The following is a 15,273-nucleotide window of genomic DNA, read 5'->3' as shown; positions in this document are numbered from 1 at the left end:
GAAAATCTTTAGATGAATACATATAATTTGTCTTAGCAAAAGCTAATGATAATAAATAAAATTTTAATTTTTTTTTAATTAATGATAACTATAGTATATCCTTTTAAAAACAGAGAATTACAAAGAATCAAAAGATCTTTAGATTCTTTGGTTAATCAATCGAATAAGGATTTTGATGTGGTTTTTGTTGATTATGGGTCTGATTTTGAAATAGCAGCTTCGGTTAAAGAATTGTTGAAGCAATATGAATTTGTAAATTATATTTATTCTTTTCATAATAATCAACCTTGGTCTCGTGCTAAAGCGATTAATATCGGATTAAAATTTGTAAAAACAGAATATGTTTTTATTGCAGATATAGATATTATTTTTAATAAAAGATTCGTAGATGTTCTCTTTGAATTGAAAAATAAAAAAGATAATGTTTATTTCCAGGTTGGTTATTTAGATAAACATGAAAGTATTGAGATTAAAGAATTTGATAATTATGCTATCGCATCTAAAAGTATACCGGAAGGGCAAGGCTTATCATTATTCAAATTAGATTCATTATTGATGGTTGGAGGATTTGATGAGTTTTTTCATTTTTGGGGAGCAGAGGATGAAGATGTGCATTTAAGACTTCAAGAAGCTGGTTTTTCTTCAAGGTTTTATGATATTGAAATTTTACTCTTACACCAATGGCATAAAACTTTTGAGACTTTTGATAATAATAAATTATCAAGTGAACCTAGATTGTCAAATGTGTTTAATCTTAACAAACAAAAACTAAGGTTTAATCAAAATAATCACATCGAAAAACCTAACAATGAAAATTGGGGAAAATTAATTGCTGAAAAAGAGTTTCAGCTTTTAAATTCAAATAAGGAATCGGTTGTTTTATTGAATAAAAAACATGTGGTTGAAAATTTCCTGGATATTGTTTTGCCAAAAACTAATTCCAAAATTATTAATATTATTTTTCAGGAAGATCCTTATCAATTGACGTTGAGATACAAAATAAAGAAACTTCTTCGTATTAAAACTCAGGAATATTATTCCTTAAAACAAATTAATGATATGCTTTTAAAAGTTTTGGTAATTTATTATCAGGATTATTTATATAACTACCAGATTAGTTCTGATTTGAAAAGTATTCAATTAAAAATTAGTAAATAATTAATTTGATGTCAGAATTAATCTCCATAATAATCCCAACATATAATAGGGCTCATTTGATAAGTGAAACCCTTGACAGCATTTTGATGCAAACCTATAAAAATTGGGAATGTATTGTTGTTGATGATGGTTCTACAGATAATACCGCTGATATCTTAGCTGAATATATCGAAAGAGATAATAGATTTCAATATCATAAGAGACCCCAAGAAAGACCAAAAGGCCCAAATGCATGTCGAAACTATGGTTTTGAACTGAGTAAAGGTGAATATGTTAAGTGGTTTGATAGTGATGATCTGTTGGTCTTGGATGCTTTTGAAGTTTCAAGTAATTTTTTTTCAAAATTACCTGACTTAATCGTTTCATCATTAGAATTTATAGATTTTAATAAAAAGAAGATAGAAAAAACACACGTTTTCTTTTCTGAAAATACAATTGAAGATTATTTAGTGGGTAAAATATCATTCTATACTTTTACCCCAACATGGAAAAAGAGTTTTTTACAAAAGCAAACATATTTATTTGACGAAATGATCACAAATATGGATGATTGGGATTTTAATCTTCGAATGTTATATCAGGAACCTTCAATAATTTATATAGATCAGCCACTAATTGAATATCGTGTACATGAAGATTCTTTATCTCATGAAATAGCTAAACTTAATTTCAAAGAAATACAATCCGAATTTAAAGCCATCAGGAAACATTTATTACTGATTGAAGAGAACAAGAAAGCAGATTCAAGAGTTTTAAAAACATATTTAAAGAATCGGCATAAAATTGTACTTAGAGCTGCTTTGGTCGAGAATAATAAATATAAATTTTCTTATTTGAAAAGTCTTTTAATTTTAGAATTTCAGCTTTTTCAATATTTAGAAATAGTAAAAACAACAGTAGGATTTACTATCTACAGTCTTTTTAAAAAAGGTTACAAACTTTTATAATTGTTCAAAAATAATCTACTCTATGTCTAACTCATTTACAAATATTAAACTTTCAAAAGACAATCTTGAAAGTTATATTGTTCGAAGTGAAATCTTAAAAGCAGTGTCAAACGTATTTCCAATATTCGAAGGAGAAGTTTTAGATTCTGGTTGTGGTTCTATGCCATACAAAGAAATTATTCTTTCTAACCAAAAAGTAAAGAACTATGTAGGTTTGGATATTGAATCAAGCTTGGATTATGAAGGAGTTAGACCTGATTTTTTTTGGGATGGTAAAGTTATGCCTTTTGAAGATGCAAGTTTTGATGTCGTATTTTCTACCGAAGTTTTGGAGCATGTGCCAAATCCGGATCAATATTTAACGGAAGTTAAAAGAGTTCTTAAACCTGGTGGAATGTTCTTTTTTACAGTGCCATTTTTAATGTCTTTGCATGAAGTTCCTCATGATTATTACAGATATACTCCTTTTGCCTTAGAAATGATTTTTAAACGAGTTGGTTTTACATCCATAAAAATAAATCCAATGGGAGGTTATAATGCTGCTTTGGCACAAATGCTTGGCTTATGGGTAAATATGTATTTATGGGGAAGAAAAAAGAAATTGATGAGATTTATTGCAAAACCTATCATTAATTTTTTATACAAAAAAGACAAGGCAGCATCAAATTTTAATAAATCTACGATGATTGTAGGTCTTTCCGGAACAATTATAAAACCAATGAATTAAGAATGAAAATACTTTTAATTTCTATGTCGTCTATTCATGCTATTCGTTGGATAGAAAATTTAAAAGATACTTCTTATGAATTGTATTGGTTTGATGTTATAGGAAAAGGTAAGTTAGAAACATTAGATTCCGTAAATCAATTTACAGATTGGAAGAAGAGGAAAGTACCGCATATAAAAGGAGAATATTTTTTAAGTAAAAAAGCACCATTTCTCTATGAAAAAATTCTGCCCTTTGTTGAAGTAACAGCAAATGAAGAATTAGAAAGAATAATTTTAGAAATTCAGCCAGATATAGTTCATAGCTTTGAGATGCAAAATTGTAGCTATCCCATTCTTAAAACAATGAAAAAGTATCCTAAAATAAAATGGCTATATTCTTGTTGGGGAAATGATCTGTATTATTTTCAGCAGTTTTCATCACATTTAAAAAAAATAAGGCAAGTTCTGCAAAGAGTTGATTTCTTACACACAGATTGTCAGCGAGATTTTATTTTGGCCAAAAAACATGGTTTTTCCGGAGTCCATTCAGGGGTTATTCCAGGTGGAACAGGGTATAAGTTAAATGAGTTACAATCTTATAAACTTCCAATTTCAGAGCGTAAAATAATTTTAGTAAAGGGTTACGAGCATATTCTTGGAAGAGGATTAAATATCATAAAGGCATTACATACTATTCAAGATCGAATTCAAGACTATGATGTGACTGTATTTGGGGCACATAATGAAGTAATTGACTATATAAAATCAAATCAATTGAATTTTAAAGTTTATGACAGACATGAACTTTCGCATCATGAATTGATGCAGTTGATGGGAAAATCGTTATTTTATATTGGTAATAGCATTTCTGATGGAATGCCTAATACACTTTTGGAGGCAATTGTAATGGGAGCATTTCCAATACAGTCAAATCCAGGCGGAGCAACCGAAGAAATAATTACAAATGGAGTAAATGGGTTTTTAATCGAAAATCCAGAATCAGTTTCTGAAATTAAAATGCTTATTTTGCAAGCCATTTCTAATTTTCAAATGGTAGAAAAAGCAGCGATTGAAAATGAAAATATAGTAATGCAAAGATTAGATTATTCAAGTAATAGAATAAAGGTTATAGATATTTATAAGAATATTTTAGCATGCGAGTAGGTTTTAATCCACATAAAGATAAAGTTCAGGAAACATCAGATTATTATCATCAGATTATTATTCCTGTTTATATACCTAATCAGGACGATTATTTTAAAGATGGTTTTGAGATTTTGAAACTATGTCTCAAATCCCTTTTTGCTACAATTCATGATAAAACCTTTATTACAATTGTAAATAATGGCAGTTGTGAATTGATAAAGAATTATTTGGACAATTTATATGTAGAAAATAAAATTCAAGAGATAATTCACACCTTTAATATCGGAAAGCTAAATGCGATTTTAAAAGGTATTTCTGGGAATAAATTTTCTTTAATTACTATTTCAGATTCAGATGTGCTTTTTTTAGATAATTGGCAAAAAGTAACCTATGATGTTTTTGAAAATTTTCCTAAAACAGGTGCTGTATGTCCTACACCATCTTCAAGATCTTTAAGATCTAATACGGCAAATATATATTGGGATTTATTTTTCTCTAAAAAATTAAAATTTACAACTGTTGAGAACCCGGAAGCATTAAAGAAATTTGCACATAGTGCCGGAAATATTGATTTTTATAATTCTGTTCAATTAAAAAAATACCTCACAATAACAAATCAAGATAAAAAAGCAGTTGTTGGAGCAGGGCATTTTGTTACAACTTACAGAGCTTCTGTTTTTGATAATTTACAAGATCGATATACAAATTACAAACTTGGAGGAAATAGCGAATCTAAATTTTTGGATATTCCAGTTGTTAGAAATGGTTTTTGGAGATTATCTACTTCCAACAATTATGCTTATCACATGGGAAATGTTATAGAAGATTGGATGTTTGATGAAGTCTCTAAAATAGAACAAAATCATAAAGAGTATACAGGTGAATTAAAATCGATTAAATCAGAATCTTCTTTTTCTTATTTTATTAAAAGCAGACTTTTTGCCAAGTTCATATTGAATAAAAAAATCATGAAATACTTTTTAATCTGGAAAGGACTCTCAAAACAGGAGGCAGTCACTTATTTGTAAATTGATGGAGAAAATGGAGAATAAAATTAAGATAGCTTATCTTATAACCGCTTATCACAGTTACGATCATCTTAAAAAGTTAATTTCGGCACTTACAGATAATAATGTGTTTTTCTATATACACATTGATAAAAATTCTGTAATGCCAACAAATTTGGATGATTTTAATAACATTAAGTTTATTAAAAGACATAAAGTTTGGTGGGCTGGCTGGTCACATCAAAAAGCTATACTTAATTTAATGGCAGAAGCTTTTAAAGAGAATTATAATTATTATGCTTTAATAAGCGGTAGTGATTATCCCATTAAAAAGAATGTTTTTTTATATTCAAAATTAAATGAGGGCGGCGAATTTATTAGCATAAAAGAAGGATTCCCGTCCGAGATGAAAAAAGGCTGGGTAACAAAATTTTATTTTGATTTGTTTTATAGAAGAAAACCAAATAAGCCAATTTGGATAAAAATTCTATTAAGAATAGAAAAGAATATTAGCTTATATTTTCCTAAAAAGAATTTTCCGTTTCAAAAAGTTTTTTTTGGACCAACTTGGTGGATTCTAAGTCATTCAACACTTGGCTATATATTAGAATTCTTAGATTCTCATCCAGAATATGAACGTTTTTTTAGAAATTCATATTGTTCCGAAGAGATTTTAATACCAACCATTATCGGAAATTCTGACATTGGTAATTTAAAAGGTAATTTAACTTACGTAGACTGGTCAGTTGATCCAGGTCCGGCTTATATATCTGAAAAGCATCTTAAGATATTTGAGAGCAATTTTGTAAACAATGAATTGGGAGATAATGAATCTTTTTTTGCCCGAAAATTTAAAAATGATAGTCAGGAACTTTTACAACAAATCGATACCAATCTAAGATCTTAATTTTTATGCTAACTATACTTTATCCTTATCGCAATAGAGAAACGGAACGCGTTAAACGTTCTTTAGATTCTTTAATCGAGCAAACCAATCATGATTTTAAAGTGATTTTGGTAGATTATGGTTCTAACGTTTCTTCGGCTTCTGAGATTAAAAAACTGGTTTCATCTTATACTTTTGCAACATATATTTACAATTTTTCAGAACTTCAGCCTTGGTCAAGAGCCAAAGCTATAAATATTGGATTAAGAAATGTTACAACAGATTATGTCTTTACAGCAGATGTGGACATGATTTTTAGCCCCAATTTTATTGCAAAGTTACAAGAGTTAAAAAATCCATTAAAAGCTTATTATTTTAAAGTTGGTTTTTTGAATGAGAAAGAATCTCTGACTATAAAACCATTTGATAATTATACTGCCGATTTTAGCAGCGGAGTTGGTGCGCAAGGATTATCGCTGTTTTCTATCGAACAAATTAGAAAAATTAACGGTTATGATGAGTTCTTGCATTTTTGGGGAGCTGAGGATATTGATATTCATAATCGATTAGAAAGGATAGGTGTAGAAAGTGTTTTTTATAATACTGAAATTTTAATGCTTCATCAATGGCATAAAAGTTATCGGAGAGAAGAAACAGAGATTCTTGCAAAAGATTTACAACTAACAAATGTGGTTCAAATAAATCATCATCATTTGTTATTCAACAATGAAAACGAAAAGGCAGCAGTAAATAATGAAAATTGGGGGAATGAATTTTCAGCATTAGATTTTCAAGAATTAAAACAAGATCAGACGCAAAAAATATTGCTTAATAAAGTAGATGTAATAACTCACTTTTTATTTTATGAATTGGCAAATTTTAAAAACGGAATTCTCAATATTAGTTTTATAAAAGATGATTTTCAAGGCTCTTTAAAATATAAAATAAAGAAATTACTGAGAAAAAAAGTTCCAAAATACTATTCTCTAAAAGAAATTAACGACATGATTTTACTTCATATAATTTCATTTTATCATACTTCTCCATACACTTATGAAGTCAGTGATGATTTAAAAAAAATTACTTTTAAAATAAAAAAATAAGAAAGATTTAAATTTTATTATTTTTACGCAAATCCTGATAAAATGCCTCAAGTAATTCTGATTTCACAAGTTCCTTTGCCCTATTCCAAAATTGGAAGCTGGACAACTTTATATCATAATTATTTAAGTAATAATCATAAAGTCGACTATATTATTTGTGAGAAACCAGAACGATTATATCCTGAAATTCAATATCAATTAGTTTCTGATACTTTCGAATTAAAAATACAAAAGAAGATTTCCAAAAATCCATATTTAGGTTATTTTAAAGCTCTTGCTAAAATTCTTGAAAAAGAAGATAAATTCATTATTCAAATTGTAGATAATTTTGGAATTGTAAAACCACTTATTGAATTTTTGGAAAAGAACGGAAAGAGAAAGCAATGTTTTCTTCAGTTTTTTTATCATGGATTTCCACCGTTTTACGAGAATTTTACCGGAAGATGGTTTTTTGAAAATATTGATGAAATGGTTTTATTAACCCACGATTCCTATAAAGTACATAAAGAGTATTATACTATTTTACCAACAAAATTTTCAGTACTACATAACGGAATTGATACTTCAAAATTTCACAAAATATCAATTGAAGAAAAGGCAATATTAAAAACCAAGCTGAATATTACCAGTAAAAAAGTATTTGTCTGGTGTTCGCAAGACCGTCCAAAAAAGGGATTAGAAATTATTCTGAATGTATGGAAAACAATCTATACTCAAGATAAAGATATTAGTTTACTAATAATTGGAGCAAATCGAGACGTAAAAATCGATGGAGTTTCTTTTTTAGGAAAGATTCCTAATGATGATTTACCTCAATATTATCAAATTGCCGATTGTTATTTGTTTTCTACTCTTTGTCACGAAGGTTTTGGAATGAGTTTAATTGAAGCCTTACATTGTGGTTGCTATTGTATCGCTTCTGCAAATGGTGGAGTTCCAGAGGTTTTGCAATACGGAAAACTTGGAAAATTAATTGAAAAACCAAATTTTATAGAAGATTGGATTGAAGCAATACAAGAATTTTTGTATCAGGATGGGCACAATAATTTTACTATTCCTGAAAATTTATATTCCATGCAAAATTGGAACAAGACTATGAATACAATAATTGAAAATGCTAAAAAGAGCTTGAGCTAATGAAAACAATTGCTATAATTCCGGCACGTGGAGGCTCAAAACGGATTCCTGAAAAAAACATTCAGATTTTTGATGAATTGCCTTTATTAGCGCATTCTATTATTTATGCCCAAAAGAATAAAACACTAATCGATGAAATTTATGTCTCAACAGATGACGTCGAGATAAAAAAAATTGCATTACAATTTGGTGCGAAAGTCATTGATAGACCAGCATCAATTTCAGGAGATTTAGAACCTACTATTTCGGCAATTAAACATGTTTTGGAATCTATTGATAGCAGTGATGTCGAAAATGTAGTTTTATTACAAGCCACAAATCCGTTGCGACCGGATAATTTGTTGAATGAAGCTTTTGAGATTTATAACAGTAAAGGTTATGATAGTTTGTTTACTGTTTCAAGGAATCATCAGAAATTTGGAAAAATAATAGAAGGCAAATATCAACCTTTCAATTATAAAATTGGGCAAAGAAGTCAGGATTTAGAACCACTTTTTTTTGAAAATGGATTATTATATATTACAAAAACGCACTTGATTATGAGTGATATTGTAATTTCAGAAAATGCTTTTCCACTAGAAGTAGAGCATGCTTTTGCAAAAGTTGATATTGATACTTTTGAAGATTTAGATTACGCAAGATTTATAAGCAAAGCGCAAAATGACAAAGAATAATATTTATTTTCCTAATCTTAATGGTATTCGATGCATTGCTGCTTTAATGGTTATAATAAGTCATCTGGAATTAAACAAAAGTTATTTTAATTTAGAAAATCACTTTCATGAAGTAAGACATTTAGGAAGATTAGGAGTGTCCTTATTTTTCGTTTTGAGTGGTTTCTTGATTACGTATTTGTTAATAAAGGAAAAAGAAGTAAACGGCAAAATCAAGATATCTTTTTTTTACTGGCGAAGAGTACTTAGAATTTGGCCTTTATATTATTTTATAGTTTTACTTTCGTTGTTTATTCTTCCAAAAATAAGTCTCTTCCATATTCCAAATCTTCATTTAGATTTTGATACTAATTCTCAGTTTTTTTTAGTTTGTCTTTTATTTATTTGTTTTTTATCAAATCTGTTAATTAGTATTAAAATAGTTCCTTTTGCTACACAAACCTGGTCGATTGGTACAGAAGAACAGTTTTATTTTATTTGGCCACTTCTGATAAATAAAATTTCAAATCTTAAAAATTGGTTTTTATTTATAATAGTATTTTATAATGTTTTATTGCTTTTATTATCTCTTTCATTTTTAGACGGAATAAAATATATCATGATAATCCGGGATTATAGCGCTTCAATTCAATTAGATTCTTTAACAATTGGAGCATTAGGAGCCTATTATCTTCATAAGAATCACCATTTCATAAAAAGAATTGCAAACGATGTGAGTTTTGTTTTAGCAATCTTAATTTTAATGTTGGCCTTAGTATATAATTTTCAAGTGCCATATTTCAATTCTTCATTTTATGCAGTTTTGTTCATAACAATAATCCTTAATTTAGTTTACAACAAAAGGCTTTTAAAAGTTTTAGAAATTAAACCTTTTACATATTTAGGCAAAATTTCATACGGACTATATATGTATCATCAGATTATGATTGTATTGTGTATAAACATTCTTTTGAAATTTGATTTTGTAAATACAATCACACTTTATATACTTTCAATAATTAGTACAGTAATAGTTGCGGGATTATCTTATGAGTTTTTAGAAAAACCTTTTCTTAAGATGAAGTATAAATGGTCGATTTTTAATACTAGTACAAATCCAAAAACAGTTAATAATATAAGCATATAATTTTATGAATCCATATATTGAAATAGCAGGCCGAAAAGTTGGGGCAGATTACGCGCCTTTAGTAATTGCCGAGATAGGAATTAATCATGAAGGATCACTAAAAGTGGCTAAAGAAATGGTTGATGCAGCGCAAAGAGCAGGTGTTGAGGTAGTAAAACATCAGACACATATTGTAGAGGATGAAATGAGTGGAGCTGCAAAAAAAGTAATTCCCGGAAATGCAGATGTTTCTATTTATGAAATAATGGAGCGTTGTTCTTTAAATGAAGCTGATGAACTTGAACTTAAAAATTATGTAGAAAGTAAAGGCATGATTTTTATTTCGACACCATTTTCTCGTGCAGCAGCAGAAAGGCTTAAGAAATTTGATATTCCTGCTTATAAAATTGGTTCAGGTGAATGTAATAATTACCCTTTGCTGGAACACATTGCTTCTTTTGGAAAACCAGTTATTTTAAGTACCGGAATGAATACCATAGAAAGTGTTCAGAAAGCAGTGGCAATTTTTGATAAATACAATGTACCAGTTGCATTATTACATACCACTAATTTATATCCAACACCAATTCATTTAGTAAGATTTGGTGCGATGACGCAATTACACGAAGCATTTCCAGATAAGGTTTTTGGACTAAGCGATCATACTTTAAATAATAATGCCTGTTTAGGAGCAGTTGCTTTGGGAGCAAGTATTCTTGAACGCCATTTTACAGATCATATGCAGCGAACAGGTCCGGATATTGTATGCAGTATGGATGAAAAAGCTTGTCAGGAATTAATTATTGGTTCTGCCGAAATTGCTCAAATGCGCGGTGGATCTAAGGAACCTGCAAAGGAAGAGCAAGTTACAATCGATTTTGCTTTTGCTACAGTTTGCACAATTACTCCAATTAAAAAAGGAGATGTTTTTACAAAAGAAAACATTTGGGTAAAACGTCCGGGAACAGGTAAAATATTAGCAGAACATTTTAATGATCTAATAGGTAAAACTGCGACACGAAATATAGAGAATGACGAACAATTAACTTGGGAGGATATTCAATAAAATAATAATGAAAAAAATCCTTTTTTTAACCGGAACCCGGGCTGATTTTGGAAAAATTAAATCATTGATTTCAATTCTTGAAAAGCAAGAAGAGTTTGAAGTTTTTGTATTTGTAACAGGCATGCATTTGCAAGAGGAATATGGTTATACTTTAATTGAAATCGAACGTTGCAATTTTAAAAACATTCATGTATTCGAAAATTATACCCACGAAACCACAATGGATTTAACGCTTGCTAAAACTATTGAAGGCTTGTCAGGTTATTGTAAAGATATTAATCCGGATATGATTGTGGTTCATGGAGATCGTGTTGAAACACTTGCAGGTGCAATAGTTGGTTCCCTTAATAATATTCTTGTTACACATATAGAAGGAGGCGAAATATCCGGAACTGTAGATGAATTGATCAGACATAGCGTGAGTAAATTAAGTCATATTCATTTTACCTCAAATGCCGAAGCTAAGAAACGACTTTTGCAAATGGGCGAAATTCCCGAATCTGTTTTTGAAATTGGTTCGCCGGATATCGATATTATGTTTTCGGATCAATTACCGCAACTTGACATTGTTAAAGAATATTATCAAATTGATTTTGATCAATATGCTATTGTCATGTTTCATCCGGTTACAACCGAGTTTAAGCATATGCAAAAATATGCAGACGATTTTGTAAGTTCATTACTTAGTGATAATCATAATTATGTTGTTATTTTTCCAAATAATGATTTAGGAAGTCAGTTTATTATTGATGCTTACAATAGAATAAAAGATAATTCAAGATTTAGGATTTTTCCATCATTGCGATTTGAATATTTTCTTACGTTATTAAAAAACAGCCAATTTATAATTGGTAATAGTAGTGCAGGAATTCGCGAAGCTCCTTATTACGGAATTCCTATTATAAACATTGGTACCAGACAAAATAACCGCTCAGTTCATGCAGATATTGTAAATGTAGACTACACTTTTGATAGTATTAAAGAAGCATTGTCGATAATTGATACCCATCATGTTCAGATTTCGGATGCAGAATATGGAGATGGAAATAGTACACAATTATTTCTGGAATCACTTTTAAAAAACGATCTTTGGCAACTCAATCACCAAAAACAATTCAGAGATAGTTAGATGTTAACAGTCAGTAATTACCACTATATCAGAAATAATTTTGATACCAAATATCCAAGTATATTTGGCGTAACTCCATTAAAATTTAAAGAGCAATTATTGTTACTTAAAAATGAAGGAGATATTATTAAACCAAAAGAATTGCTAAACGATATAGATGGAATATTGCAATCTTCGGAAAATAAGTTTTTAATTACTTTTGACGATGGATTGAAAGAGCAGTTTGATTTTGCAATCCCTATTTTAGATGAACTTGATATTCAGGCAATATTTTTTGTTAACTCAATGAATCATCAAGAAAAAAAGGTGAGTACAGTTCATAAAATTCATCTTCTAAGATCGATTATTTCTACTTCTGAATTTTTAGAGAAAATTTATAATATTGATGGTTTTAGTTTTTCCAATTCCGAAAAAGAAAAAGCTGAGGCAACATATATTTATGATGATAAAAATAGTGCCGTTCTAAAATATATTCTGAATTTTAAATTGACTTTCAATCAACAAGAAAAAATTGTTAAAGAGTTGTTTGATATCTATTTTAATGAGGATGAGGTTTTATCTTCATTATATATGTCAGAATCTAATATTAAAGAACTGGCAAAAATAAATTGTCTGGGAAGCCATACACATAGTCATTGTCCGTTAGGTTTGCAGACTCCGGATGTTATTAAATTTGAATTAGAAAATTCAAAAACATTTTTGCAAAAATTAACCAATTCAAATATAGATATGGTATCATATCCATACGGAACTCCGGAAACGTGCACAAATGAGGTTGCTGCCTTTGCAAAAGAAGAAGGATACCAAATAGGATTTACAACAAAAAGAGGGAAAAATACTTTTACAGAAAATCAATTACTATTAAATAGATTTGACTGTAATGATCTTCCCGGAGGTAAAAATTATAGATAGATAAATATTATGATAACTAGAGAAGCTACAATCGAAGATTGGGATATCTTATTAACTTTTTTTAAAATTATATATAGAGAGAATCATCCTCTTCATCAAAAAGAGTTTTGGGATTGGCAATATGGAGATGAAAAATATGGACGCTCTTTTATTTGTTTAAATGACAAAGGTGAAGTAGTTGGACATGTGGGAGCTAATTTTGGTGGAGGTTTAGCATGGATTATAAATGTATATCTAAACGAAGAATGCCGAGGAAAAGGTATTTTAGGTAAATTATATGAACTGGCAAGACAATATTATCCCTTAGCGGCTACTGCAGCAAATGCAGCAGGATTAGGATTGTATAGAAATATGCGCTGGATTCGTTACTATGATTTGGTTAGATATGTAAAAATAAATCCCAATTGCGAGGTAAAAACAATTGATAACGTTTGTAAAGAGATTACAGTTGATGTTGATCATCTGATACAAAAAGAAACACATTATTTTAAGCAGCCATCCTTAAAAGGAATCGTTCTTAGTGATGGTTCTACAGCTGTTAGTCAGGAGAATGTTGGAGGATTGAGAGTTGTAGATGTTAATAATCTTCAGAAATTGGAAGAAGAAGCTTGGTCATTAGGCTATTTATGGATAGATTATATAACATCCTGGAATGATTTAAAAGTTAAAGATTTAGAGAAAAATAATTGGGTATTAGATCATGAAAGTATCGTGCCATGGAGGTTGAATCCTCTTGAGGAAAATTATTTTTGTGATATTACTTTTCTTTCAGAACTTCCTTTAGATAATGAATTTATAGTACATAGATCCTATTCTGACCACGGAAGAATAGGTAGTTTAAAATAAAAAAATGCAAAATAAAAAAATACTCATCTTTCTTCCTGACGGAATTGGTCTACGTAATTTTGCTTATTCTAATTTTTATAATGTAGGTCAAAATGAAAATTTTGAAGTTACTTTTTGGAACAATACGCCTTTTAATTTGACAGAACTGTCTTTTAAAGAAATCAAAATTGAAAGTTCAAAAAGTAATATATTAACGGAAGTTTATAAAAATGCAAGGAAAGAAATTGAGCTCAATTTAAATATAAAAAAAACGAACGATAAGGTTTATGATTCTTATCGATTTCCTTTGCCATATAAAGGGATAAAGAAAACACTAAAAAGTGTCGCAATACGCTTTCTAACCTTTGCTTATTCAACAGATAGCGGACTTATTAAAATAAGGAGAAAAATAGCTCGATTAGAAAAGAAAACACTTTATTATTATCAAAGTATAAAAACTTTGAAACAAGAAAATCCGGCAATAGTTTTTTGTACTAATCAACGTCCTTTAACTGCAATTGCACCAATATTAGCAGCAAGAGATTTAGGAATTCCAACCGCTGCATTTATCTATTCATGGGATAATTTACCTAAAGCGATGATGGTAATAGAAACCGATTATTATTTTGTATGGAGTGATCATATGAAACAAGAATTGTTGTTTTATTATCCATATATCAAAGAGGAAAATATTTTTGTTACGGGCACACCTCAATTTGAAATTCATTTTGATAAAGAAAGGTTACTTTCCAGAGAAGACTTTTTCCAGCAAAATGAGCTTGATCTAACAAAAAAATACATTTGTTTTTCCGGAGATGATGTTACCACAAGTCCTGATGATCCTAAATATTTGGAAGACGCCGCGCTGGCAATTCAGAAATTGAATGATAAAGGATTTAATTTAGGAATAATTTTTCGAAGATGTCCGGTAGATTTTTCGGGACGTTATGATGAGGTTCTAAAAAAATACCCAGATATACTCAAAGCAATTGATCCATTATGGAAGCCATTTTCATCTTCTTGGAATACGATTTTACCAACAAAAGAAGATGATTATCTCTTATCTAATTTAGCAGAACATTGCGAAATGGTTTTAAATCTAGGTTCTTCTATGGTTTTTGATTTCGTTTCTCATGAAAAACCATGTGGTTATTTTCGTTACAATCAAAAAGTACAATTAGATAAAACCTGGGACATTTTTAAATGTTACAGATATGTACATTTTAGATCGATGCCCGCTAAAGATCCGGTTTTCTTTATGGACGACCCGGATTCAATTTCAGATGCAATAGAAAAAGTATTAAAACAAGATGAAGAAATTCTTATAAATACTAAGAAATGGTTTGAAAAAATTAATCAGCATCCGCCACAACTTGCTTCTCAACGTATATTTGAAGCTATGAAAAAAATAATTGCATAAATTTTGAGTCCAATCTCATTAAGATAGCAAGTAAATGCACCATTATTATC

15 protein-coding genes are annotated in these 15,273 nt (G+C 29.3%); all 15 read left to right on the top strand.

The genetic code is table 11. The annotated features are described in order from the left end of the window. Positions 1–81: 81 nt before the first annotated feature. The 15 genes from CLU81_RS08940 to CLU81_RS08870 are packed head-to-tail and all read left to right on the top strand — an operon-like array spanning position 82 to position 15,223. The gene (locus CLU81_RS08940; protein WP_099709498.1) at positions 82–1,158 is read left to right on the top strand and encodes a glycosyltransferase family 2 protein; all 1,077 of its coding nucleotides are present in this window, start codon (positions 82–84) and stop codon (positions 1,156–1,158) included. A gap of 8 nt (positions 1,159–1,166) precedes the next feature. After that, positions 1,167–2,105, top strand: coding sequence for a glycosyltransferase (locus CLU81_RS08935; protein ID WP_099709497.1), 939 nt, complete (start codon positions 1,167–1,169; stop codon positions 2,103–2,105). A 22-nt stretch (positions 2,106–2,127) separates the two neighbouring features. Then, positions 2,128–2,832, top strand: coding sequence for a class I SAM-dependent methyltransferase (locus tag CLU81_RS08930; protein ID WP_099709496.1), 705 nt, complete (start codon positions 2,128–2,130; stop codon positions 2,830–2,832). Positions 2,833–2,834: 2 nt separating this feature from the next. After that, positions 2,835–3,977 carry a glycosyltransferase gene (locus CLU81_RS08925; protein ID WP_099709495.1) on the top strand — a complete coding sequence of 381 codons (1,143 nt, stop codon included), beginning with the start codon at positions 2,835–2,837 and terminating at the stop codon, positions 3,975–3,977. Next, complete coding sequence (locus CLU81_RS08920; RefSeq protein ID WP_099709494.1) at positions 3,968–4,987, top strand: glycosyltransferase family A protein; 1,020 nt, start codon at positions 3,968–3,970, stop codon at positions 4,985–4,987. Before CLU81_RS08925 ends, CLU81_RS08920 begins: the two co-directional genes overlap by 10 nt. 13 nt (positions 4,988–5,000) lie before the next feature. Further along, positions 5,001–5,873: a beta-1,6-N-acetylglucosaminyltransferase gene (locus CLU81_RS08915; RefSeq protein ID WP_158235321.1), complete on the top strand. Its 873-nt coding sequence runs from the start codon at positions 5,001–5,003 to the stop codon at positions 5,871–5,873. Between the two features lie 5 nt (positions 5,874–5,878). Next, a complete protein-coding gene (locus tag CLU81_RS08910; protein ID WP_099709492.1) occupies positions 5,879–6,955 on the top strand; it encodes a glycosyltransferase family 2 protein in 1,077 nt (358 codons plus the stop codon). A gap of 42 nt (positions 6,956–6,997) precedes the next feature. Then, complete coding sequence (locus CLU81_RS08905; protein WP_099709491.1) at positions 6,998–8,092, top strand: glycosyltransferase family 4 protein; 1,095 nt, start codon at positions 6,998–7,000, stop codon at positions 8,090–8,092. Beyond that, positions 8,092–8,766: a cytidylyltransferase domain-containing protein gene (locus CLU81_RS08900; RefSeq protein WP_099709490.1), complete on the top strand. Its 675-nt coding sequence runs from the start codon at positions 8,092–8,094 to the stop codon at positions 8,764–8,766. Before CLU81_RS08905 ends, CLU81_RS08900 begins: the two co-directional genes overlap by 1 nt. After that, a complete protein-coding gene (locus tag CLU81_RS08895; RefSeq protein ID WP_099709489.1) occupies positions 8,753–9,892 on the top strand; it encodes an acyltransferase in 1,140 nt (379 codons plus the stop codon). Before CLU81_RS08900 ends, CLU81_RS08895 begins: the two co-directional genes overlap by 14 nt. Positions 9,893–9,896: 4 nt before the next feature. After that, positions 9,897–10,937 (top strand): N-acetylneuraminate synthase, encoded by a 1,041-nt coding sequence (neuB, locus tag CLU81_RS08890; RefSeq protein ID WP_099709488.1) that lies wholly within the window; start codon positions 9,897–9,899, stop codon positions 10,935–10,937. Between the two features lie 7 nt (positions 10,938–10,944). Continuing rightward, a complete protein-coding gene (gene neuC, locus CLU81_RS08885) occupies positions 10,945–12,066 on the top strand; it encodes a UDP-N-acetylglucosamine 2-epimerase (RefSeq protein ID WP_099709487.1) in 1,122 nt (373 codons plus the stop codon). Further along, on the top strand, positions 12,067–12,978 hold the full coding sequence (locus CLU81_RS08880; RefSeq protein WP_099709486.1) for a polysaccharide deacetylase family protein: 912 nt from the start codon (positions 12,067–12,069) through the stop codon (positions 12,976–12,978). A 9-nt stretch (positions 12,979–12,987) separates the two neighbouring features. Beyond that, a complete protein-coding gene (locus CLU81_RS08875; protein ID WP_099709485.1) occupies positions 12,988–13,824 on the top strand; it encodes a GNAT family N-acetyltransferase in 837 nt (278 codons plus the stop codon). Positions 13,825–13,828: 4 nt separating this feature from the next. Then, positions 13,829–15,223 carry a UDP-glycosyltransferase gene (locus CLU81_RS08870; protein WP_099709484.1) on the top strand — a complete coding sequence of 465 codons (1,395 nt, stop codon included), beginning with the start codon at positions 13,829–13,831 and terminating at the stop codon, positions 15,221–15,223. Positions 15,224–15,273 lie beyond the last annotated feature (50 nt).

Origin of the sequence: Flavobacterium sp. 9 (assembly GCF_002754195.1) — a bacterium.
Classification (GTDB): Bacteria; Bacteroidota; Bacteroidia; order Flavobacteriales; family Flavobacteriaceae; genus Flavobacterium.
The sequence above is the reverse complement of the archived record's forward strand: the minus strand, read 5'-3'. Positions and strand labels throughout refer to the sequence as shown.

Excerpts from the sequence above, each read along its gene's own strand:
- CLU81_RS08940 (WP_099709498.1), top strand. The coding sequence starts at position 82 with ATGATAACTATAGTATATCCTTTTAAAAACAGAGAATTACAAAGAATC.
- CLU81_RS08935 (WP_099709497.1), top strand. The coding sequence starts at position 1,167 with ATGTCAGAATTAATCTCCATAATAATCCCAACATATAATAGGGCTCAT.
- CLU81_RS08930 (WP_099709496.1), top strand. The coding sequence starts at position 2,128 with ATGTCTAACTCATTTACAAATATTAAACTTTCAAAAGACAATCTTGAA.
- CLU81_RS08925 (WP_099709495.1), top strand. The coding sequence starts at position 2,835 with ATGAAAATACTTTTAATTTCTATGTCGTCTATTCATGCTATTCGTTGG.
- CLU81_RS08920 (WP_099709494.1), top strand. The coding sequence starts at position 3,968 with ATGCGAGTAGGTTTTAATCCACATAAAGATAAAGTTCAGGAAACATCA.
- CLU81_RS08915 (WP_158235321.1), top strand. The coding sequence starts at position 5,001 with ATGGAGAATAAAATTAAGATAGCTTATCTTATAACCGCTTATCACAGT.
- CLU81_RS08910 (WP_099709492.1), top strand. The coding sequence starts at position 5,879 with ATGCTAACTATACTTTATCCTTATCGCAATAGAGAAACGGAACGCGTT.
- CLU81_RS08905 (WP_099709491.1), top strand. The coding sequence starts at position 6,998 with ATGCCTCAAGTAATTCTGATTTCACAAGTTCCTTTGCCCTATTCCAAA.
- CLU81_RS08900 (WP_099709490.1), top strand. The coding sequence starts at position 8,092 with ATGAAAACAATTGCTATAATTCCGGCACGTGGAGGCTCAAAACGGATT.
- CLU81_RS08895 (WP_099709489.1), top strand. The coding sequence starts at position 8,753 with ATGACAAAGAATAATATTTATTTTCCTAATCTTAATGGTATTCGATGC.
- neuB (WP_099709488.1), top strand. The coding sequence starts at position 9,897 with ATGAATCCATATATTGAAATAGCAGGCCGAAAAGTTGGGGCAGATTAC.
- neuC (WP_099709487.1), top strand. The coding sequence starts at position 10,945 with ATGAAAAAAATCCTTTTTTTAACCGGAACCCGGGCTGATTTTGGAAAA.
- CLU81_RS08880 (WP_099709486.1), top strand. The coding sequence starts at position 12,067 with ATGTTAACAGTCAGTAATTACCACTATATCAGAAATAATTTTGATACC.
- CLU81_RS08875 (WP_099709485.1), top strand. The coding sequence starts at position 12,988 with ATGATAACTAGAGAAGCTACAATCGAAGATTGGGATATCTTATTAACT.
- CLU81_RS08870 (WP_099709484.1), top strand. The coding sequence starts at position 13,829 with ATGCAAAATAAAAAAATACTCATCTTTCTTCCTGACGGAATTGGTCTA.